This window comes from Streptomyces sp. NPDC056948, from assembly GCF_042674225.1.
Taxonomy (GTDB): domain Bacteria; phylum Actinomycetota; class Actinomycetes; order Streptomycetales; family Streptomycetaceae; genus Streptomyces; species Streptomyces purpurascens.
Genome location: NZ_JBHUQX010000197.1, coordinates 1 through 16779, shown reverse-complemented (window position 1 = coordinate 16779; position 16779 = coordinate 1). Strand labels below are relative to the sequence as shown.

Below are 16779 nucleotides of genomic sequence, written 5' to 3'. Positions count from 1 at the left end.
GACGGGTCAGCCGCCCCCGGACACCCGTGGGACGGAGGCTGTCAGTAGCACTCCATGCCCTTGTCCGTGCCGAGCTTCATCGACAGGCCGCTCAGCTTGAACGTGCCGGCCGTGGTCGCCCACGCCGTCTGCTTGACGCCGTAGAGGTCGGCCGACTCGGCCTGCTGGGCGAAGCCGCCCGGCAGCGTGGTCTTCGTGTCCTTGACCGCAGGACCACGGGTCTTGTCCTTGACCGCGACACCGATGTCGATGTTCTTGAACTCAGCATCGGCGTCGAGCTGGGCGACGTCGATGTAGAGGTTCTCCGCCGTGACCGGCTTCTTGGCGTCGTTCCCCGCCTCAAGACGGAGGTAGACCGTCTTGCCTATGAGGGGGATCGGCGTCGCGACCGACTGGCACATCTTGCTGATCGTCGCGTCGTCGAACGACGAGATCGCGACGGGAACCTGCGTCTTCTTGTCACCGTCGGTCGAGGTGTAGACGCTGTCGATTCCGCCGTACTGCGCGAAACCCTCACCGTGCAGGTGACTGGCCGACACCTTGAACTGCTGGCCGGAGACGCTGAACGACGCGGCCAGCGCACCCTGTGCGAGACCGACACCCACACATGCCGCAGCGGCGACGCTGGGCACCATGACCACAGCGAACCGCTTCCATCTGGTCCCGCCACGCACCTGGGACTCCATATTTCCTCCTTCTCGGACGTACATCTCCTGCCCTGGCTCGCCCCGAATGGCGGCTCAGCCGGGCAGGGATGGGAGAAGTGCTACGTCCTCGGGAAGGAGAGCGCCTGCACTCGGCGGCGCAACTCGCGCCCGAATCACCGGCGATCACCCCCGAGCGACAACCACTGGTCGCGCCTGACACGCATCACGCACAACCCTGCTGGACAGGCTTCGCCGGGTGGGCGAAGACCCCCCTGTCCAAGAGCCGGCGCCACTGCCGCCGGCTCTGCTCGGTGGGGACCCAGGACGTCCCGCGACCCAACCGGCTGCCGGGGTACGGGAATGGACCGAGCGTGGCCGATCGTGGTGCATTCTCGCCGCCCGCACAAGGGGGTTCGTTACTGGCTAGTAACGGCCGTATAACCGAACAACGACCCATCGGTCTCGGCCGACGACACAGGGTGGTCCCGACCGGCGGTACAAAGCTGTTGATCGATGGACAGAAACCGACAGATCAACGCCCGCGACTTACTCGCAGTAACAGCGGCCGCGATTACCAAGTTTTGGTAAAGCGCGGCCGCAGTGACGCTCTGTGGGCAAATCTTTCACGTGGGCACCACAAGCCCGCGTGTTTAACGACTGGTCAGAACAGGGCGCGTGCCAGGGCCCTGCGTGCCGCGATCACCCGCGGATCCTCGGGTCCGACCACCTCGAAGAGCTCCAGCAGTCGCATCCGCAGGGTGTCCCGGTCGTCACCCACCGTGCGCGACACGGTCTCGATCAGACGGCCGAAAGCGTCCTCGACATGGCCGCCCACCAGATCCAGGTCGGCGGCGGCGATCTGCGCCTGCACATCGGCCGGCTTGTCTGCCGCGTCCTTGCGCACCTGCTGCGGGTCGACGCCCTGCACCCGCTGGAGCAACTCGGCCTGGGCGAGACCCAGTTTGGCCTCCTCGTTGCCCGGGTCCTCGTTCAGTACGTTCTTGTACGCCTGGACGGCACCGCTCAGATCGCCCGAGTCCAGCGCCTGTACGGCGGCCTCGAGGAGCGCGTCGTACGGACCGGCGGGGCGCTCGGGAGCCGCCGGGGCGCCGCCGGCATCGGCGTCGGGGTCGACGGTGAGGCCGGTCAGGCCGAAGCGCTGCTCGGCGACCTGCACAAGCTGGTCCAGGGTTCCCCGGATCTGCTCCTCGCCCGCGGCCCCCTGGAAGAGCGGCAGCGCCTGCCCCGCGACGACCGCGAACACCGCGGGGATCCCCTGGATGCCGAACTGCTGCATCAGCATCTGGTTGGCATCGACGTCGATCTTGGCGAGCAGGAAACGGCCGTTGTACTCGACGGCCAGCCGCTCCAGGACCGGGCTCAGCTGCTTGCAGGGCTGACACCACTCGGCCCAGAAGTCGATGACGACGGGGACTTCGGCGGACCGCTGCAGGACTTCGGTCTCGAACCCCGCCTCATCGACGTCGATGACGAGGTCGGCCGGGGAGATCGCCCCCGCGCCGCCCTCCCGGGCGGCTTGGGCGCGTGCCTGCTCCGCCTTCGTCTTGGCCTCCTGGGCCGCCTTCACCGCGGCGAGGTCGACGACTCCGCTCATGGACATGTTCCGTGGCTGCATGCGTCTATCCTCCCCCGTACTGCGCGCGCGTGTGAAAAACGGTGTGAAAGCCGGGCTGGTCGGGTCCCGTTCGGCGCCGGGTCCCCACCCCACGCCGTGTCGCCGAAGCCCGTGTACGTCCTTCACGGGCTTTCGCTACGAGACGTAGCGTAATGCCACGCCGGACCGGCGGACCACCACCCCCCGGTGATCTCCCTCACGGCCTCACAGGAACCGCCCGTTATGGTCATGGCATGCAGAGTCGCAGCCCAGCCAGCCGCACGGGGCGCCCGCGCAGCGCCGCGGCGGACGCCGCGATCCTGGCCGCGACGCGTGAGGCTCTCGTGGAGCTGGGCTGGTCCAAGCTCACCCTGGGAGACGTCGCAACCCGAGCCGGGGTTGCCAAAACGACCCTCTATCGCCGCTGGGCGGGCAAGAACGAGCTGGTCGTCGACGCGGTGGCGGAGCTCTTCGACGAGCTGGAGCTGCCGGACAGCGGCTCACTGGCCGCGGACATCGAGGGCGTCGTCCTCCAGTTCGCCACGATCCTGGCCCGCCCGGAGGCGAAGAGCGGCCTGATGGCGGTGGTCTCGGAGGCCACCCGCGACGACGCGCTGCGCGAACGCATCCGCGCGTCGGTGGTCGAGCGCCAGAAACGCCTGGTCGTGGAGGGCCGCTCCCGGGCCCAGGCGAGAGGCGAACTGCCCCCCGAGCCGGACCCGGAGTCGGCGGCCCGCACGGCAGACCTGATCTTCGACATGGTCGCGGGAGCGGTGGTCCACCGCACCCTGGTCAGCGCGGAACCGGCGGACGAGGAATGGGTCCGCGGCTTCACACGGGTACTGCTCCAGGGACTGGCCTAGCCGGCTCCTCAGAACCCGGCAGGCTCCGTGTACACCCCCCACTCGTCCCGCAGCACCCCGCAGATCTCTCCCAGCGTCGCCTCGGCCCGCACAGCCTCCAGCATCGGCTCGATCATGTTGGCGCCACCGCGCGCGGCGACCAGCATCGCGTCGAGCGCGGCCCGCACGCGCGCGTCATCGCGCCCGGCCTTCCGCCCGCCGAGCACCCGCACCTGCTCCCGCTCCACCTCATGACTGACCCGCAGGATCTCCAGATCCCCGGTCACGGACCCGTGGTGGGCGTTGACCCCGACAACCCGCTTGTCCCCCTTCTCCAACGCCCGCTGGTACTGGAACGCCGACTCGGCGATCTCCCCGGTGAACCACCCGTCCTCGATCCCGCGCAGGATCCCGGAGGTGATCGGCCCGATCGGGTGCTGCCCGTCGGGGTGGGCCCGCAGCCCGCGCTCCCTTATCTGCTCGAAGATCTTCTCCGCGTCGGCCTCGATCCGGTCGGTGAGCTGCTCGATGTACCAGGAACCGCCCAGCGGATCGGCCACGTTGGCGACCCCGGTCTCCTCCATCAGCACCTGCTGCGTCCGCAGCGCGATCTCCGCCGCCTGCTCGCTGGGCAGCGCGAGCGTCTCGTCGAGGGCGTTGGTGTGCAGCGAGTTGGTCCCGCCCAGCACGGCCGCCAGCGCCTCCACGGCGGTCCGTACGACGTTGTTGTACGGCTGCTGCGCGGTGAGGGAGACCCCGGCCGTCTGGGTGTGGAAGCGCAGCCACTGCGCCTTCTCGCTCCGCGCCCCGTACACGTCCCGCATCCACCGCGCCCAGATCCGGCGCGCCGCACGGAACTTGGCGATCTCCTCGAAGAAGTCGACGTGCGCGTCGAAGAAGAAGGAGAGCCCGGGGGCGAAGACCTCGACGTCCAGCCCGCGCGACAGCCCCAGTTCCACGTACCCGAAGCCGTCCGCCAGCGTGTACGCCAGCTCCTGCGCGGCCGTCGCCCCGGCCTCGCGGATGTGGTACCCGGAGACGGACAGCGGCTTGTACGCGGGGATGCCGGCCGCGCAGTGCTCCATCAGGTCGCCGATGAGCCGCAGGTGCGGCTCGGGCTGGAAGAGCCACTCCTTCTGGGCGATGTACTCCTTGAAGATGTCCGTCTGGAGCGTGCCGTTCAGGACGGCCGGGTCGACGCCCTGGCGTTCCGCCGCCACCAGGTACATGCAGAAGACCGGCACGGCCGGCCCGCTGATGGTCATGGACGTCGTCACGTCGCCCAGCGGGATGTCCTTGAACAGGACCTCCATGTCGGCGGCCGAGTCGATGGCGACCCCGCAGTGCCCGACCTCGCCCAGTGAGCGCGGGTCGTCGGAGTCGCGGCCCATGAGCGTCGGCATGTCGAAGGCGACCGAGAGCCCGCCCCCGCCGTTGCGGAGGATCATCTTGTAGCGCTCGTTGGTCTGCTCGGCGTTGCCGAACCCCGCGAACTGGCGGATGGTCCAGGTACGCCCCCGGTAGCCGGTCGCGTACAGGCCGCGGGTGAAGGGGTACTCCCCGGGCCACCCGATCCGCTCGAACCCCTCGTACCTGTCTCCGGGCCGCGGCCCGTACACCGGTTCCACGGCGTCGCCGGAGAGCGTGGTGAAATCGGCCTCGCGCTTGCGCGCGGCGTCGTACCGGGCCTGCCAGCGACGGCGGCCTTCCTCTATGGCGTCAGCGTCCATACCTTCGAATTTACTAGGACGTCCAAGTAAATGTCGATGGCAGACCGCCGCACGTTCGTCCGTACGGCGGTGGGGTCGCGCCGGCTACGCCTTGACGGGCGCGGGCGAGTCCTCCGCGAGCCTGGCCTCGAGCTCGTGGCTGATCTTGCGCTCCACGAAGAACGCGGCCGTCGGGACGGTCCCGGCGAGCAGCACCCACACCTGCTTGCCGACCGGCCACTTCGCCTTGGAGCCCAGGTCGAAGGCGAAGACCAGGTACAGGACGTACAGCCAGCCGTGCGCGATGCTGACGACGCGCGTGAAGTCGGCCGCGCCGTTCAGGTCGAGCACATACTTGCCGATCATGCCCAGGGTCAGCAGGACCAGCAGCACGCCGGTGACATAGGCCATCACGCGGTAGCGGGTCAGCACGCTCTTTTTCATGCCGTCGAGCGTAACGACCCGTTCCGGGGGATCTTGCCCCGGGTCACTGCTCCTCGAAGTCTCCCGCCGCGATCCGCAGCGGCCGCAGCGTCGCGAAGATCTCCCCGCACTCCTCGGCGTCGTACGCCCCGAGCCCGAAGTCCATCGCCATCAGGTCGCGGGTGGCCGCCTCGACCACTTCGCGGCCCTTCTCGGTGATGCTGGCGAGGGTGCCGCGCCCGTCGTTGGGGTTGGGCCGCTTGTCGACGAGACCCGACTTCACCAGCCGGTCCACGGTGTTCGTCACGGACGTGGGGTGCACCATGAGCCGCTCGCCGATCTTGGACATCGGCAGCTCGCCGGACTTGGAGAAGGTGAGCAGCACCAGGGCCTCGTAGCGCGCGAACGTCAGCCCGTACGGCTTGACCACCGCGTCGACCTCGGCGAGGAGGATCTGCTGGGCGCGCATGATCGAGGTGATCGCGGCCATGGACGGCACGTTTCCCCAGCGCTGCTTCCAGCGTTCGTCGGCGCGCGCGATCGGATCGAAGGAGAGACTGAGCGGCTTCGGCACGAACCCGACCTTACCGGCCGGTCACATGGTGGTCAGCCCCGTCTCGCCCTTCGGTCCGCCCGCCTTCCGGCTGCGCCATCCGGGGGCAGGGCAAGGTCATGTCCTTTAGATGGCGATTCATACGAGTATGTAACTATTGGCATCCGATTCATCACCGAACGTCACCTTCCTCACAGGGAGCGGCATGAGACGGCTGAACCACGCCCTCGCGACCCTCGCGGTACTCGGTCTCGCTGCGGGCTGCTCGTCCGCTCACGGCCGCACCGACACGGCGTCCGACACCGGCGACGACACCACGAAGGCCGGCTACGCGGCCGGCTCTCCCTTCTGGGTCGACCCCGAGAGCCCCGCGGCCCAGCAGGCACAGCTCTGGCAGCAGCAGGACCGGGAGGAGGACGCCGAGCTGATCCGGCGGATCTCCGACCGGCCCGCCGCGCTGTGGCCGCCCGGCGAGACCGATCCGGCACCGACGGTGCGGGCGGCCGCCTCGGCCGCGAGCGAGGAGGGGAAGACGGCGGTCTTCGTCGCGTACAACATCCCGCACCGGGACTGCGGCCAGCACTCGGCGGGCGGGTCGGAGGACGCTGACGCCTACCGGGAGTGGATCGGGCAGTTCGCCGACGCCCTCGGCGAGGCAGAGGCCCTCGTCGTCCTGGAACCCGACGCGGTCGCGCACATCGTGGACGGCTGCACGCCCGGCGAGTACCACGCCGAGCGCGAACAACTGCTCAGCGAGGCGATCACCCGGCTGAAACAGCAGCCGAACACCAAGGTCTACCTGGACGCGGGCAACGCCGACTGGATCCGGGAGCCGGACAAGCTGGTGGAGCCGCTGCAGCGGGCCGGGATCGAACAGGCCGACGGCTTCGCGCTCAACGTCTCCAACTTCCAGACCGACGACGAGACCACGGAGTACGGCATCCGGCTCGCCGAGGCCCTCGACGGCAAGCACTTCGTCGTCGACACCAGCCGCAACGGCAACGGCCCCCTGCCCGGCGTCTGGTGCAACCCGCCGGGCCGGGCGCTCGGCACCCCGCCCACGACCCAGACCGGCGAACGGACCCTGGACGCCTATCTGTGGATCAAGCGGCCCGGCGAGTCGGACGGAGACTGCGAGGGCGGCCCGGACGCCGGACGCTGGTGGCCGGAGTACGCCCTGGAGCTGGCGCGCAACGCGGAGGACTGATCCGGCCCCTCCCCCCTCGCTCACTCCACGTGGATCCACTTGGCCCGCGAGGGCGTGCCCTGGCCGTCCGTCACGAACAGCATGTACCAGCCGGGCGGGACCAGGGCCGGGTCACGGGGTACCTCGAACGTCACCGCGCCGCCCTTCCTGGTGATGTCCAGCTCGATGGAGCGCTGCTCGACGTCGGTCGTGTGGGTGACCGCGCTGGGCCGCATCAGCCGTGCCTCGGCCACGCGCTCCGGGTGGTCCGTACGGAACGTGATGCTGCGGTCCTTGTCCAGCCTCGTAGGCCCGCCCTTCAGTACGGGGCGGTTCCGGGGGTTCTTGTGCAGCGTGGGCGGAGTGAAGACCTCCATGCGCTGCTCGAAGTGGCCCAGCTTGGTGTTCTGCTGGTTGTCGAAGAGCGGGTCGGAGCCGAAGGTGGCGATCCTGCCGTCGGGCAGCAGCAGCGCCTCGGAGTGGTAGTTGCGGCCCACCCTCGGCGCGGCGGCCTCCCGGAAGGCGTTGCTCTTCGGGTCGTAGAACTGCGCCTTGAGGATGTTGCTGGCGCTGCGGCCGCGGTAGTCCCTGGAGCCGTTGGACGTGAACACCGTGTCGTCCGGCATGATCACGCTGTTCAGGTAGCGCGTGCCCTGCGGCAGGTCGGGGCCGTCCCGGAAGGCCGGGTTGTCCTTGTTCAGGTCCACGACGGCCGTGCGCGGGGTCGCCTTGCTCGACTCGCCTACGCCGCCCCCGCCCAGGATCATCACCTTCTGGTCCTGCGCCGGGGGCAGCAGCAGGGAGGCCGAGGTCTCGGTCTGGTCGAGGTCCGTCAGCCCCGGCACCTTGCGGAAGGTGTTCTTCTCCAGGTCCCACAGGCCCGGCACCCGGCCCCGGTCGGCGGGCCCGTAACCGGCGTTGGAGGCCGGGTAGAACAGCTTGCCGCCCTTGGTGAGGAACAGGGCGGGGTACGTCGGGAAGTACCGCTTGGGTCCCGGCGACCACTTCTTGGTCTCCGGGTCGTAGATCTCGTTGTCGCCCGGGTCGATCATGCCGACGTCGTCCAGGCCGGACACCGCCAGGACCCGGCCGTCGTCGAGGCCGACGAGCGTCGGGTACCAGCGGGCCTTGTCCATCGGGTCGACGGGGATGTACTTCTCGGCCTTCGGGTCGAACTCGTAGGCGCCGCGGATGCCCTGGAAGTCCTGCTTGTCGAGGGTGATCTTCTCCGACAGGCCGTACGCGTTGTCGCCGGCCTTGCCCGTCAGCCCGACGATGGCGTACTGCGCCTGCTTCTGGGTGGCCGACAGAGGGCCCTTGTCCACGGCCTCCACCCAGACGCGGGCCTCGCTGGCGGTGACCTTGGTCTTCCAGGGCTGCATCACACCGCGGTTGTTGTACGTGATCTTCTGGCTGCGCTTGGCCTTCGGGACGGTGACGTCGAACTTGGTGGCGTACTCGAAGCCGGCCGGTGAGCGGAAGCGGGTGCCCTTCTTCAGGAACACCGCCTTGTCGGGACTCTCGTTCTTCACGCGCATGCCGCCGCCGGCCCGGGTCACCTCGGCGCCCAGGCGTTCGTAGCGGGCGGTGCCTCCGGCCACCAGCAGGCGGCCGTCGGGGAGCTGGGCGTGGCCGGCGCAGAAGAAGTCCTCCGGGGTGGGGATCTTCTTGTAGGTGTTCTTCTCCGGGTCCCACAGGATGGTGTCGAACTCGCCCGCGTCGAACTTGCGCTGCTCGTTGCCCGACCCGGCGACGATCAGCACCTTGCCCGTGTGCAGCAGGGCGGCGTGGATGGCGTTGGTGCGGTACTCCTCCGGGATGTCGAGCTGGGTCCAGGAGCCGTACTTCGCCATGTACTCGGGCTGGGCGATCTTGTACTCGTGGTACTGCGTGGAGACGAAGTCCAGCGCGGCCGGGGCGTTGAGGCCCGCCAGGACCGCGATGCCGCCGATACCCAGGACGGTTTTCTTGGTCTTCTGCGAGAGCTGGTAGGCCATGGCCTAGCTGCCTCCTGTCGTGGTGCCGGAGACCGGGGCCGCGGGGGACGCGGTGGCGAGGGCGGGGGCCGGGGCGGGCTCGTTGCCTTCGGGCGCGCGTGGGTGCGGGTGCGGGGGTGCCAGGTCGTGTGCCTGTTCCTGTGCCGGTGCTTGCGCGTCGGCGTGGGTGAGCTGCCGGCGCCGCTCCCGGTGGTCCTTCCAGGCCGTGGCGGCCCACACCGCGGCCGGTGCCAGGGAGATGGCCATGCCGAGCACGGCCCAGGTGCGCATCGCGGCATGCGTGTGGTCCAGGGCCACCGAGGCGGCCAGGGACGTGGCCAGCAGGGCCGCCCAGAAGAGGTGGATGCGGAAGGTGGCCAGTTGGTCGGGGGAGGCGTCGTTGCCCTTGGGCGTGACGACGAACCGGCTGGGGCGGCGCATGACCGCCTCAGTGAGGGACTTGAGGTAGATCGGCGCGGACAGGGCCGACATCCCCATGCCGGCCAGGCCGCCCGAGCCCTCCGGTTCGTGGGGTGAGACGTTGTGCCGGCGGTTCCACAGGTACAGCCCGATCTGGCAGGCGGCGGCGTCGCTGTAGAGCATCATCCAGACCGACACGGCGACCTCGGTGCCGGAGGCGCCGAACCAGAGGAAGAGGAAGCAGCTGAAGATCCCGAGGAACCAGTTGACGGCCGTCATCGGGTAGTACACGAGCATGAGCGTGTAGGACAGCAGACGGCCCGGCGGCATGCTGAGGGGCGCCTTCCAGTACTGCGTGATGAGCGTCTCGTAGGTGCCGCGCGACCAGCGCATCTGCTGGGTGAAGAAGTCGGTCCAGGAGGCGGGGCCCTCGCCGACGGCGAGCACGTCAGGGGTGTAGACGGACTGCCAGAAGCGGTTCGTGCCCGGGTTGCGGTGCTGGTGGATCTCGAAGCCGGTGGCCATGTCCTCGGTGATGGAGTCGTACAGCCCGCCGATCTGCTTGACGACGGAGATCCGTACGACGTTGTTCGTGCCGACGAACATGGGGGCGCGATAGTGGTTGCCCGCGCGCTGGATGAGGGCGTGGAAGAGGAACTGCTGGGACTCGGCGGCCTTGGTGACGGGGTTGTGGTAGTTGCCGTACACCTGGGGGCCGACGACGAAGGCCACGTCGGGGTCCCTGAAGTAGCCCATCATCCGCTCCAGGAAGTTGGGCAGCGGGACGTGGTCGGTGTCGACGGACGCGAAGAAGTCGTACCCGTCGCCGTGCATGGCGATCCAGGCGTTGTAGTTGCCGTGCTTGGTGCGGGCCTTGTGGACGCCCGAGTCCCGGTTCCACTCGGGGATGCCGTGGCGGGTGAAGTGGCGTACGCCCAGTTCCGCGCACATGGCCTTGACCTCGGCGTCGTCGCCCTCGTCGAGGAGCCAGACGTCGAGGGTGCCGGTGTGGTGGATGCGGGTGGCTCCTTCCAGGGTCGCGCGGACCATGGCGAGGGGTTCCTTGCCGGGGACGTAGGTGGTGAGGAAGGCGACGCGGGTGTCCGGTTCGGGGACTACGGGGACGGGGTCGCAGGCGACGATCGTGGCGTGGGCGACGGAGGCGACGTTGACGAGCATGAAGAGTTCGATGAGGCCGATCGCCATCAACATGGTGACGTCGAGACCGATGAGCCAGCGCTGGGCGCCCTCGCGTTCCACCCAGTGGGTGGGCCAGACGAGGTAGACCATCAGGGCGCCGGTGAGCAGTGGTGCGAGGGTCATCAGGAGGACGGCTCGTATTCGGCGGGGCTCGCGGGCGAGGAGCGAGACGTACTGCACCCGGTACTCCTCACCGGACGGCTCCGTGAGCGGTCCGGCGAGTCGGCTGTAGGAGTCGTAGTCGTAGCCCTCCGGCCGCACAGCGCCCTCCAGTAATTGAGGCCTGATCGAAGCGCGGTACCTCGATACCCATACAAAAGTGGACCTTTGGGGCGCTGTCGAACTGAGAGCGTCCAGGTGGGTGGGGTTCCGCATATGCCCGCGGCAGCCTCAGCGACTTTGGTGGGGGTGCCACCCGGGCCCGGCACGAAAAGAACCCCGGCCCGCATCGGACCAGGGTTCCCTTCGTGACTGCTGCTCTCGAATACGCCTACTCGGCGAGATGCCGCTCCACCGTCTCGACCTTGGAGGTCAGACCATCCGTCACCCCGGGCCGGATGTCCGCCTTGAGGACGAGAGACACCCGGGGCGCCCGCCGCTCGACCGCGGCCACCGCACGCCGGACGACGTCCATGACCTCGTCCCACTCCCCCTCGACGGACGTGAACATCGCATCGGTCCGGTGAGGCAACCCCGACTCACGGACCACCCGCACCGCGTCGGCGACGTACTCCCCCACGTCCTCACCGACCCCCAGCGGCGTCACGGAAAAGGCGACGATCACGCGCTCACAGCCCCTTCCTTGCGTGCCCGGGACGCGATGACCGCGTCCTCGGCCTCACGCCGCAGCTTGCGGTCGGCGAAGAAGCCGCCGGTCGGCAGCACGGAGAGGACGAAGTACAGCGCGGCGGTCTTCACCGACCACTTCGTCCGGTTCCACGCGTCGGCCCAGAAGATCACGTACAGGATGAACAGAACACCGTGCACCATGCCCATCACCGGCACGGCATTGAACTCCGTGGTCCGCTTCAGCACCGAGCAGGCCAGCAGGAGAAGGAAGGAGATCGCCTCGGGTGCCGAGACCAGGCGGAGGCGGCGGAGGGCGGTGGCGGTCTTGAGGTCCACGGGTCACCTTCGGTGGGAGAGACGCGGCGGTCTGAACGGGCTGGACGGTCTGAGGGTTTGTGAACGCACGCACAAGCGTCCCGCCCATTGTGGCAAACAGCCGAAGGGCCCTTGGCCCGGGGTCCGGCTCCCCGGCCCCTAAGGGTGCGATCAGGGACTTTCTCCACCCACGGGCCCTGTCCACAGCGCCCGGCCTGCGGCTACCTTCCCGTACGTGGCGATGTTCCGACTTCAGAGCAACAAGGTGCTCGCCGTCGACATGACCGGAGATGCCGTGAAGGCGAAGAACGGCTCGATGGTCGCGTACGACGGCGAGATGGCCTTCAAGAAGCTCAGCGGCGGCGGCGAGGGCATCCGGGGCATGGTGACCCGGCGGCTGACCGGTGAGCAGATGACGTTGATGGAGGTGAAGGGGCGCGGCACCTGCTGGTTCGCGGACCGCGCCTCCGAGATCAACCTGGTCGGTCTCCAGGGGGACAAGCTCTACGTCGAGTCGAGCAACCTGCTGGCGACCGACGGCGGGCTGCGCACGGGGACGGAGTTCACCGGCCTGCGCGGCGCCTCGCAGGGCAACGGGCTGTTCACGACCTCCGTCGAGGGCCACGGCCAGGCGGCGATCATGTCGGACGGGCCGGCGGTGGTGCTGCGGGTGAGCCCGCAGTATCCGCTGACCGTCGACCCGGGGGCGTATGTGGCCCATCAGGGCAACCTCCGGCAGTCGTTCCAGTCCGGTGTGACGTTCCGCACGTTGTTCGGGGAGGGCGGCGGCGAGGCCTTCCAGATGCGGTTCGAGGGGGACGGGCTGGTGTACGTGCAGCCGAGCGAGCGGAACACGATCGCGGGAGACGTGTGACATGGCCTTCCGGGAGATCAACGCGAAGATGGTCGAGGCGACGGTGACGCCCGGTCAGCGGCTGTTCAGTCAGCGCGGCGCGATGCTCGCGTATCGGGGTGAGGTGTCGTTCACGCCCAATACCGCAGGCGGGCAGGGCGGGGTCATGTCGATGATCGGGCGCCGGGTGGCGGACGAGGACACGCCCCTGATGACCGTGGAGGGCAGCGGCACCGTCCTCTTCGGGCACGGCGGGCATCACATCCAGGTGATCCAGCTCGCCGGCGACACGCTGTACGTCGAGGCGGACCGCCTGCTGGCCTTCGAGGGCTCGCTCCAGCAGGGCACGATGTTCCTCGGCTCGCAGGGCGGCGTCATGGGCATGGTCCGCGGCCAGGTCAGCGGCCAGGGGCTGTTCACGACCACGCTGAAGGGGCACGGGGCCGTCGCGGTCATGGCCCACGGCGGGGTGATCGAGATCCCGATCACGCCCCAGCGGCCGGTGCATGTGGACCCCCAGGCCTACGTCGCCCACCACGGCGACGTCCGCAACAAGCTGTCCACCGCCCTGGGCTGGCGGGACATGGTGGGCCGCGGCTCGGGCGAGGCGTTCCAACTGGAGCTCAGCGGAAGCGGTGCGGTGTACGTCCAGGCGTCGGAGGAGAAGCTGTGAGCACCTACGGAACTCCGGGAACCGGCCCCGCGGTCTTCGACCCGGCATCGCTGCCGCCCGACGACAACGTCAATCCCTACACCTTCTGCGTGGAACTGAAGGGGAGCCAGTGGTTCCTGCAGAAGGGGAAGATGATCGCCTACTACGGCTCGATCGACTTCAACGGCGTCGGACACGGCCGGCTGGACCGTCTGGTCCGTACGTCGTTCCATTCGCCTCTGCACGCGAGCGACTGGGTCGTGGCGGAGGGCTCGGGCAAGATGCTCCTCGCCGACCGGGCCTTCGACGTGAATTCGTTCGACCTCGAGGACGGCAATCTGACCATTCGCTCGGGCAACCTCCTCGCTTTTCAGCCAACTCTGTCGCTGAAGCAATCAATCGTGCCGGGTTTTCTGACCCTCATCGGAACCGGAAAGTTCGTGGCCGCGTCGAACGGCCCGGTGGTGTTCATGGAACCCCCGATCCGGGTCGACCCCCAGGCCCTGGTCGGATGGGCCGACTGCCCCTCGCCCTGCCACCACTACGACCACGGGTACATGACCGGCGTCATGGGCGGTCTACGTGCGCTGACAGGGCTCGGAGGGGTCTCCGGCGAGGAGCACCAGTTCGAGTTCGTCGGCGCCGGCACGGTGCTGCTCCAGTCGTCCGAGACCCTGATGGCCGAGCAGGCCACGGGGACCGTTCCGCACCAGGCCGGTGTGCCCGGCGGCGGGGCATCCGGCCCCCGGCCCGGTCAACCCGGCGCACCGCGTCTTCCCGGACAGCTGGGGGACCTCCAGCGTCGCTTCGGGCTGTGAGCGGTAGTCTGCGGAGTGTGACATCGAACGCCTGCGCACCAATGTTCGGCAGGTGTGCGCCGTCACACGAAAACCCTCACTAGTTCGCCTTTCAACCTTTTAGGTAGACTTCATTCATGGAGACCGAGACGGCCACGCGCTGGCTGACCGATGCGGAGCAGTGCGCTTGGCGCACCCACCTGGAGGTCAACAGGCTGTTGACGTACCAGCTCGAAAAGGACCTGCAGCCGTTCGGCCTGACAATGAACGACTACGAGATCCTGGTGAACCTCTCCGAGTCGGAGGACCAGCGGATGCGGATGAGCGACCTCGCCTCCGCCACCCTCCAGTCCAAGAGCCGCCTCTCGCACCAGATCACGCGCATGGAGAACGCGAACCTGGTCCGGCGGGAGAACTGCGAATCCGACCGCCGGGGGCTCTACGCGGTCCTCACCGACCACGGCATGGCGACGATGCAGAAGGTGGCGCCCCACCATGTGGCGTCCGTGCGGAGGCACTTCATCGACCTCCTGTCCCCCGAGGCCCTGACGGAACTCGACAAGGCCCTCAAGCCCATCGCGGAGCACCTGCGCGGACAGCGCGGGCGCCCCTGACCCGAACGGCACACCCGAGCCGGTCGGGCGACAGGCCCTAGGCGAGCGGCAGGCGGAGTTCGAACAGGGCTCCGCCTGCGGGTCCCTGTCCTGCCGTGAGCGTGCCACCGTGCCGTACGGCGACGTCCCGGGCGATGGCGAGCCCCAGTCCGGCACCGCCGTCGTCCCGGCTGCGGGCGGCGTCCAGCCGTACGAACCGTTCGAAGATCCGCTCCCGGTCGGCCTCGGGCACCCCGTCCCCGTCGTCCGCCACGCCGACCACGGCCCGGTCACCCTCCCGCCGAACGCTCACGGTGACAGCCGACCGGGCATGCCGCTGGGCGTTGTCGAGCAGATTGGCGAGCACCCGCCCCAGTTGCCCCCGCGACCCGGCCACTTCCACCGGCTCCGCGTCCACCGTCACACCCGTGCGTCCCTCGGCCTCCTCCCGGGCCAGCCCGGCGAGGTCGACCCCCGCCTCGTTGGGCCGCTCCCCCGCGTCCAGCCGGGCGAGCAGCAGCAGGTCGGCGGCGAGCCGCTGGAGCCGTACGGTGTCCTCCACGGCCCCGTCGAGGTCCAGCAGTTCGGGATGCGCGGCGGCCACCTCCAACTGCGTGCGCAGCGAGGCGATCGGACTGCGCAGCTCGTGGGACGCGTCGGCGACGAAGCGCCGCTGCCGCTCCACGGAGGTCTCCAGCGCCGCGAGCGTCTCGTTGGTGGTGCTGGCGAGCCGGGCGATCTCGTCGTGCGTGTCCGGCTCCGGGACCCGCCGCGAGAGGTCCTCGGAGTGGGTGATCGCGGCCATCTCGCTCTGGATGCCCTCGACCGGCCGCAGGGCCCGCCGGGTGACCAGCCAGGTCACACCCGCGACGACGCCGAGCAGCAGCGGGAACCCGATCAGCATCACCGTCAGCGCGGTCCGCACGGCCCCGTGCTCGGCGGCCAGCGGCGAACCGGCGTAGACCTTGAGGGTCCCCCGGTCCTGGGTCTCCACCTCCACGGCGGCGAACCGGTAGTCCTCCGCGTCACCGTCGATCGTCGCGGACCCGTTGCTGAAGACGCTCTCCCCGGCGATCTCCCCGGGCTCGAGGGCCTCCGCGTGGTCGTCGGCGTCGTCGTCATCGTCCCCGCGGGGCGCGGCCGGCGGCTGCGGCTTCACCTGGTCGGAGTCGGTACCGCTGATCTTCTGGAGATCCTCACTGGCCGCGACCAGCCGCTTGTGCTCGTCGAGGACCTGCACCGGCCCGTCGTCACCGTCCAGCCCGGACAGCTTGTCGTACGGCGTCCCGGCGGCGAGCTCGGAGGCGACGGCCCGGGCGGACTGCTCGGCCTGCGTCCCGGCCTCGCCGATCAGATTGGACCGCAGCGACAGCAGCACAGCGGCCCCGGCCGCGACGAGCGCCACCGCGACCACCAGCGTGGCGCCCAGCGTGGCCCGCGCCCGGACGGACCCGAACAGCCGCCTCACGGCGACGTCTCCAGCCGGTACCCGGCCCCGCGCACCGTGCGGATCAGCCCGGGCCGCAGCTTCCGCCGCAGGGTGCTGATGTACACCTCGACGATGTTGGGGTCACCCTCGTACGCGAAGTCCCACACATGCTCGAGGATCTCGGACTTGGACACGACCTCCCCGGCCCGCAGCACGAGCTGCTCCAGCACGGAGAACTCCTTGGTGGTCAAGGAGACTTCGTCCTCGCCCAGAAACACCCGCCGAGCAGCCGTGTCCACCTTCAGATCCCCGTGCACATGCACGGGCGAGGCCCCGGCCCCACGCCGCCGCAGCAGCGCCTTGATCCGGGCGACGAGCACGACGTACGAGAAGGGCTTGGTCAGATAGTCGTCCGCACCGGTGTCGAGCCCCTCGGCCTCGTCGTACTCGCCGTCCTTGGCGGTCAGCATCAGGATCGGCACCTCGTGCCCGGCGGCACGCAGGGCGGCGCAGACCCGGTAGCCGTTGAGGCCGGGCAGCATGATGTCGAGGATGACCAGGTCGTACGTCCCCTCCGAGGCCTGGTGCAGCCCCTCCCGTCCGTCGTGGACGACGTCCACGGCGTACCCCTCGGCCGTCAGGCCCCTGGCGAGCGACAGGGCCAGCCGCTTCTCGTCCTCCACGATCAACAGGCGCATGGGTAAAGAGTGGCAAAGCCAAGCTGAAGATCCCTTCAGGGGGCTTCAGGTTCCTCTCAGCCTCGGTCAGCCACCTTGGAAC

17 protein-coding genes are annotated in these 16779 nt (G+C 69.2%); 6 read left to right on the top strand and 11 right to left on the bottom strand.

What is annotated here, in order from left to right; translation table 11 throughout:
* Window positions 1-41: 41 nt before the first annotated feature.
* The gene (locus ACFTZL_RS24625) at window positions 42-686 is read right to left on the bottom strand and encodes a DUF6230 family protein (RefSeq protein ID WP_361869109.1); all 645 of its coding nucleotides are present in this window, start codon (window positions 684-686) and stop codon (window positions 42-44) included.
* Window positions 687-1308: 622 nt separating this feature from the next.
* Window positions 1309-2283 (bottom strand): tetratricopeptide repeat protein, encoded by a 975-nt coding sequence (locus tag ACFTZL_RS24620; protein WP_382586678.1) that lies wholly within the window; start codon window positions 2281-2283, stop codon window positions 1309-1311.
* 233 nt (window positions 2284-2516) lie between these two features.
* Here ACFTZL_RS24620 and ACFTZL_RS24615 point away from each other — a divergent pair, with 233 nt between their 5' ends.
* Complete coding sequence (locus ACFTZL_RS24615; RefSeq protein ID WP_382586676.1) at window positions 2517-3125, top strand: TetR/AcrR family transcriptional regulator; 609 nt, start codon at window positions 2517-2519, stop codon at window positions 3123-3125.
* An 8-nt stretch (window positions 3126-3133) separates the two neighbouring features.
* Here the strand turns inward: ACFTZL_RS24615 and ACFTZL_RS24610 are convergent, their stop codons facing one another.
* From ACFTZL_RS24610 to ACFTZL_RS24600, 3 genes are all read right to left on the bottom strand, one after another.
* The gene (locus ACFTZL_RS24610; RefSeq protein WP_382586673.1) at window positions 3134-4834 is read right to left on the bottom strand and encodes a methylmalonyl-CoA mutase; all 1701 of its coding nucleotides are present in this window, start codon (window positions 4832-4834) and stop codon (window positions 3134-3136) included.
* A gap of 84 nt (window positions 4835-4918) precedes the next feature.
* On the bottom strand, window positions 4919-5257 hold the full coding sequence (locus tag ACFTZL_RS24605) for a DUF3817 domain-containing protein (RefSeq protein WP_382586670.1): 339 nt from the start codon (window positions 5255-5257) through the stop codon (window positions 4919-4921).
* 43 nt (window positions 5258-5300) lie between these two features.
* Entirely contained in the window at window positions 5301-5810 is a 510-nt protein-coding gene (locus ACFTZL_RS24600) for a MarR family winged helix-turn-helix transcriptional regulator (protein ID WP_382586668.1), read from the bottom strand.
* Between the two features lie 184 nt (window positions 5811-5994).
* On the opposite strand from ACFTZL_RS24600, the gene ACFTZL_RS24595 reads away from it, so the two are divergent.
* Window positions 5995-6996 carry a glycoside hydrolase family 6 protein gene (locus ACFTZL_RS24595; protein ID WP_382586665.1) on the top strand — a complete coding sequence of 334 codons (1002 nt, stop codon included), beginning with the start codon at window positions 5995-5997 and terminating at the stop codon, window positions 6994-6996.
* Window positions 6997-7016: 20 nt separating this feature from the next.
* Here ACFTZL_RS24595 and ACFTZL_RS24590 read toward each other — a convergent pair whose 3' ends face one another.
* From ACFTZL_RS24590 to ACFTZL_RS24575, 4 genes are all read right to left on the bottom strand, one after another.
* Window positions 7017-8972, bottom strand: a complete 1956-nt coding sequence (locus tag ACFTZL_RS24590) for a galactose oxidase-like domain-containing protein (protein ID WP_382586662.1) — start codon at window positions 8970-8972, stop codon at window positions 7017-7019.
* Window positions 8973-8975: 3 nt separating this feature from the next.
* Complete coding sequence (locus tag ACFTZL_RS24585; protein WP_382586659.1) at window positions 8976-10832, bottom strand: glycosyltransferase family 2 protein; 1857 nt, start codon at window positions 10830-10832, stop codon at window positions 8976-8978.
* A 229-nt stretch (window positions 10833-11061) separates the two neighbouring features.
* Window positions 11062-11355, bottom strand: coding sequence for an MTH1187 family thiamine-binding protein (locus ACFTZL_RS24580; protein ID WP_189723263.1), 294 nt, complete (start codon window positions 11353-11355; stop codon window positions 11062-11064).
* A complete protein-coding gene (locus ACFTZL_RS24575) occupies window positions 11352-11696 on the bottom strand; it encodes a DUF3817 domain-containing protein (protein ID WP_382586656.1) in 345 nt (114 codons plus the stop codon). The genes ACFTZL_RS24580 and ACFTZL_RS24575 overlap by 4 nt, the downstream gene beginning before the upstream one ends.
* 220 nt (window positions 11697-11916) lie before the next feature.
* On the opposite strand from ACFTZL_RS24575, the gene ACFTZL_RS24570 reads away from it, so the two are divergent.
* The 4 genes from ACFTZL_RS24570 (at window position 11917) to ACFTZL_RS24555 (ending at window position 14591) form a co-directional block, all read left to right on the top strand.
* Window positions 11917-12549 carry an AIM24 family protein gene (locus ACFTZL_RS24570; RefSeq protein ID WP_382586681.1) on the top strand — a complete coding sequence of 211 codons (633 nt, stop codon included), beginning with the start codon at window positions 11917-11919 and terminating at the stop codon, window positions 12547-12549.
* Between the two features lies 1 nt (window position 12550).
* Complete coding sequence (locus tag ACFTZL_RS24565) at window positions 12551-13201, top strand: AIM24 family protein (RefSeq protein WP_382586654.1); 651 nt, start codon at window positions 12551-12553, stop codon at window positions 13199-13201.
* Window positions 13198-13998 (top strand): AIM24 family protein, encoded by an 801-nt coding sequence (locus ACFTZL_RS24560; RefSeq protein WP_382586651.1) that lies wholly within the window; start codon window positions 13198-13200, stop codon window positions 13996-13998. The genes ACFTZL_RS24565 and ACFTZL_RS24560 overlap by 4 nt, the downstream gene beginning before the upstream one ends.
* A gap of 116 nt (window positions 13999-14114) precedes the next feature.
* A complete protein-coding gene (locus tag ACFTZL_RS24555) occupies window positions 14115-14591 on the top strand; it encodes a MarR family winged helix-turn-helix transcriptional regulator (RefSeq protein WP_184590382.1) in 477 nt (158 codons plus the stop codon).
* Between the two features lie 37 nt (window positions 14592-14628).
* On the opposite strand, the gene ACFTZL_RS24550 is transcribed toward ACFTZL_RS24555, so the two are convergent.
* Together ACFTZL_RS24550 and ACFTZL_RS24545 are read right to left on the bottom strand one after the other, a co-directional pair.
* On the bottom strand, window positions 14629-16038 hold the full coding sequence (locus ACFTZL_RS24550; RefSeq protein WP_382586647.1) for a sensor histidine kinase: 1410 nt from the start codon (window positions 16036-16038) through the stop codon (window positions 14629-14631).
* A complete protein-coding gene (locus tag ACFTZL_RS24545) occupies window positions 16035-16697 on the bottom strand; it encodes a response regulator transcription factor (protein WP_184590386.1) in 663 nt (220 codons plus the stop codon). Before ACFTZL_RS24545 ends, ACFTZL_RS24550 begins: the two co-directional genes overlap by 4 nt.
* Window positions 16698-16779 lie beyond the last annotated feature (82 nt).

Bases quoted from the DNA above. Each gene is read 5' to 3' on its own strand.
- ACFTZL_RS24590 (WP_382586662.1), bottom strand. From the start codon at position 8,972: ATGGCCTACCAGCTCTCGCAGAAGACCAAGAAAACCGTCCTGGGTATC.
- ACFTZL_RS24610 (WP_382586673.1), bottom strand. From the start codon at position 4,834: ATGGACGCTGACGCCATAGAGGAAGGCCGCCGTCGCTGGCAGGCCCGG.
- ACFTZL_RS24625 (WP_361869109.1), bottom strand. From the start codon at position 686: ATGGAGTCCCAGGTGCGTGGCGGGACCAGATGGAAGCGGTTCGCTGTG.
- ACFTZL_RS24545 (WP_184590386.1), bottom strand. From the start codon at position 16,697: ATGCGCCTGTTGATCGTGGAGGACGAGAAGCGGCTGGCCCTGTCGCTC.
- ACFTZL_RS24605 (WP_382586670.1), bottom strand. From the start codon at position 5,257: ATGAAAAAGAGCGTGCTGACCCGCTACCGCGTGATGGCCTATGTCACC.
- ACFTZL_RS24565 (WP_382586654.1), top strand. From the start codon at position 12,551: ATGGCCTTCCGGGAGATCAACGCGAAGATGGTCGAGGCGACGGTGACG.
- ACFTZL_RS24555 (WP_184590382.1), top strand. From the start codon at position 14,115: ATGGAGACCGAGACGGCCACGCGCTGGCTGACCGATGCGGAGCAGTGC.
- ACFTZL_RS24570 (WP_382586681.1), top strand. From the start codon at position 11,917: ATGTTCCGACTTCAGAGCAACAAGGTGCTCGCCGTCGACATGACCGGA.
- ACFTZL_RS24595 (WP_382586665.1), top strand. From the start codon at position 5,995: ATGAGACGGCTGAACCACGCCCTCGCGACCCTCGCGGTACTCGGTCTC.
- ACFTZL_RS24620 (WP_382586678.1), bottom strand. From the start codon at position 2,283: ATGCAGCCACGGAACATGTCCATGAGCGGAGTCGTCGACCTCGCCGCG.
- ACFTZL_RS24615 (WP_382586676.1), top strand. From the start codon at position 2,517: ATGCAGAGTCGCAGCCCAGCCAGCCGCACGGGGCGCCCGCGCAGCGCC.